Genomic DNA, 2,763 nt, shown 5'->3' with positions numbered 1-2,763 from the left:
TTCAACTGCACCGCCGGTGCAGTTGACGCTAACGTTGATTCATTTAGGAAAAAAAGTGAAAGGGAGTTTAAAGAGCCGGGATCGACTCTTTGATAAATCAAAGAGTCGCCCATCAACCGCTATTGTCAACTGGAAAGGTGGACTTTCAGATTTTTTGTCTTTAAATAAGCGAGTTTCCGTTATATTCATTAAGGCCGATCAAAAGCGCTGCTTCTAAAAGACCACAGGTCAACAAAGTCGAAGTTTGCGCTTCATCCTAAGACGGTTTTTGAACGGTCCAGATTTCCGGACCGTTCAATTTAAGTTTCACAGAGAAGATGCACCTGGTCTCAGTAGCAGCCAGGTCCTTCGCACGTGGATTTTTGTTCTTGCAAGGACTTACTTAATTCTTCATCCGCAAGGTTCTGAGCTTCACATTCTTCAAGTGTATTAAAACGACCGTGATGAAGATCGCGAATAGAAACACCTCCATATACTAAATCCATCTTACCAATGGACCCATCAGCTTTTTTGTCATCTGGAACGGACAATATTGGATTTGCATAAAATTTTTGCATACTCCCATCTGCTACTGGAAAATCTCCATTCAACTCTAAACGTAAATAAGCCTTTTTTCCTTTGTAAGTCAATATGTATTCTAATTCATTCTTCACGTTCACTTCTAAATTATAAATTCCTGGATGCTGATAAAATTTTATAGATGCCTTGCCTTCTTTAGGTTTAAACTCAAAACACGTCTCAAGAACTGATTTTGGGTTTTCCATGTTAACAAAATATGCAAGCCCGTTTCCACCAAGCTGATAGACCGAATTCACATGATCCGCGACAACTTTCTTTTTTTGTATTTCCTCTTCCTTTGCTAACTCTTCCGGAGTCTTTTTGCATCCGGTGAAAGCAAAAACCAAAATCGAAATTACTACGAATATACTTCTGAATTCTTTTTTCATCTTCATTTCCTCGCTATTTGTAAACTCTAAACACACGCAAATATGGCCATGCTTCTTTCGGAATCACTTGATTGTATTCTAATTTCTGCAATCTACCATTTCCGTCATAATATAAAACTGGCTGCTTAGTATGGTTCAAATAAACCATCTGACCCGCTTGATTCATTCCAAATCCATAAAAATGGTTCGGCCCCGGTGTTGCTGTATTAGCTTGATTCGGTTTTCCGTAACTGTCCGTATCCGTCCAAACTTGAACCATTTGTCCCGGCTTCATGCCAGCAGTGATCGTCTGGATGTAGTCGTACGTCAACGGCTCTCCGGTATACGCATTTGAAGCTGCAAAACTTGAGGTAGGGATATCGTCTTTTGGAGGATACGTTTTCTCGTATCCTTTCAACTGCGCGTTGTCCCAAACAAGTCCGTTCTTCTGATCCGTTCCTGGACGGATGTCCCCCATCTCGATCTTGTTGATAAAGTAATCCCCGAAGCTCCCTTCCATCCTCGCATTCGCGCGATTCTGCATATAATTCGTATCTGCCCGACAAATTGCGGCTTTCGTTTGTTTTGCAATTACGTCAGAAGATACTTTGTATTCTCCCTTGCCGTTCTTGCCAAAGATTAATTCTGCAGACTTCTGAAATTCTTCCATTCGTTTCCTGCGCGTTGTTTCAACACTGTAAAGAGCCTTCGTTTCGACGTCGATTTTCTTCAACATTTCTTTTTCAAACGTAGACTTTGCTTTGTCGGTCAAACTCGGATTGTTTCGATTAGCTTCCAAATTCTCGTTCAAGTGTTTCAAGTTTTCCTTGTGGCCTGCAATCTTCTCGTTCCAAGGTGCTAAGTTCGGGGCATACCCTTTTCCATCCGGATATTTCGCTCGCAAATACTCGATCGATACCTTGATCGGGCCTTCCATTCCGTCCGGGCGATCTGTTTTGTCCTGACCGTTGAATTCGGGACTTGCCAATTTAGCAAGGAAGTCATTGCTTCCAAATTTAATCGGATTTCCTTTTTCATCCACATAGCTGTTTTTGAATGTTCTGTCTGCTACGCGGTTGTAAACTTCAACTTCAGCTTTAATCCGTGTTTCAATCTGTTCCGGCGTTAATTTCTTGTTCTTTGCGTAGTCCGCTCGGAGTTGTTTCTCAAAGTCGCCTTTCACTCTTTCGATCGCTGCGCTCGCTACTTTCGTATCGATTGGATCAAGCGGAAGTTTCAAACTTCCTCCATCTCGCACGATCTTTTCAGGTTGTAAGTGGACTTCTTCTCCCCGGGTGTTAAAGTATTTCGTTTTCTCACCACTCAACTGACCCGAAAGAAAGTCCCCAAACTGGCCTTTCCATTTGAGCTTCTGCTCGATCAGTCCGTCTTTTGTCACCCGGATATATTCTTTCGTCCCCTTGTCGTCATAGTCACGGACAAAGACCGTCTCGCCATCACGCTGAGTTTTCTGATATACTTTGTCCCCCCATTTCAGTTCCTTCTCGTCCTTGCGATATGCTTTGATCACTTCAGAGGTTGAGAGAATCTTTTCCTTCATGTTAATTTCATAGTTGTGCACAACATATCCCGAGTTAGACGATTCCGCATCTCCGCCAACCACATACGTATGATTGTCTTCTACCTCGAGATTGTAAACCTTCGTCGGCTCTACGTTGTAATGAAAGATCCCGGTTACTTGCCCCCAGCTTCCGTCCGACTTCAACACTTCGTCGTTTACTTTCAGGTCTTCCACTTTCACCCACTCGGAAGTCGCTAAATCGCTGTCAGACGTCCTTCTTCGAAACGGGTGGTTCCATGTCGTCCGCAACTCTTC

Annotated in this window: 3 protein-coding genes; 1 reads left to right on the top strand and 2 read right to left on the bottom strand. The window is 43.0% G+C overall.

Annotation, left to right across the window (positions count from 1 at the left end):
• Window positions 1-217 (top strand): hypothetical protein (locus CH376_RS24500; protein ID WP_207769162.1); only part of this gene is annotated, 217 nt, incomplete at its 5' end.
• A gap of 112 nt (window positions 218-329) precedes the next feature.
• Here CH376_RS24500 and CH376_RS23770 read toward each other — a convergent pair.
• Window positions 330-947 carry a lipoprotein, tandem type gene (locus tag CH376_RS23770; protein ID WP_100787789.1) on the bottom strand — a complete coding sequence of 206 codons (618 nt, stop codon included), beginning with the start codon at window positions 945-947 and terminating at the stop codon, window positions 330-332.
• Window positions 948-960: 13 nt separating this feature from the next.
• Window positions 961-2,763 (bottom strand): polymorphic toxin-type HINT domain-containing protein (locus CH376_RS23765; protein WP_100787788.1); only part of this gene is annotated, 1,803 nt, incomplete at its 5' end.

Source organism: Leptospira adleri, assembly GCF_002811985.1.
Classification (GTDB): domain Bacteria; phylum Spirochaetota; class Leptospiria; order Leptospirales; family Leptospiraceae; genus Leptospira; species Leptospira adleri.
This window is presented reverse-complemented; position numbering and strand designations above follow the sequence as displayed.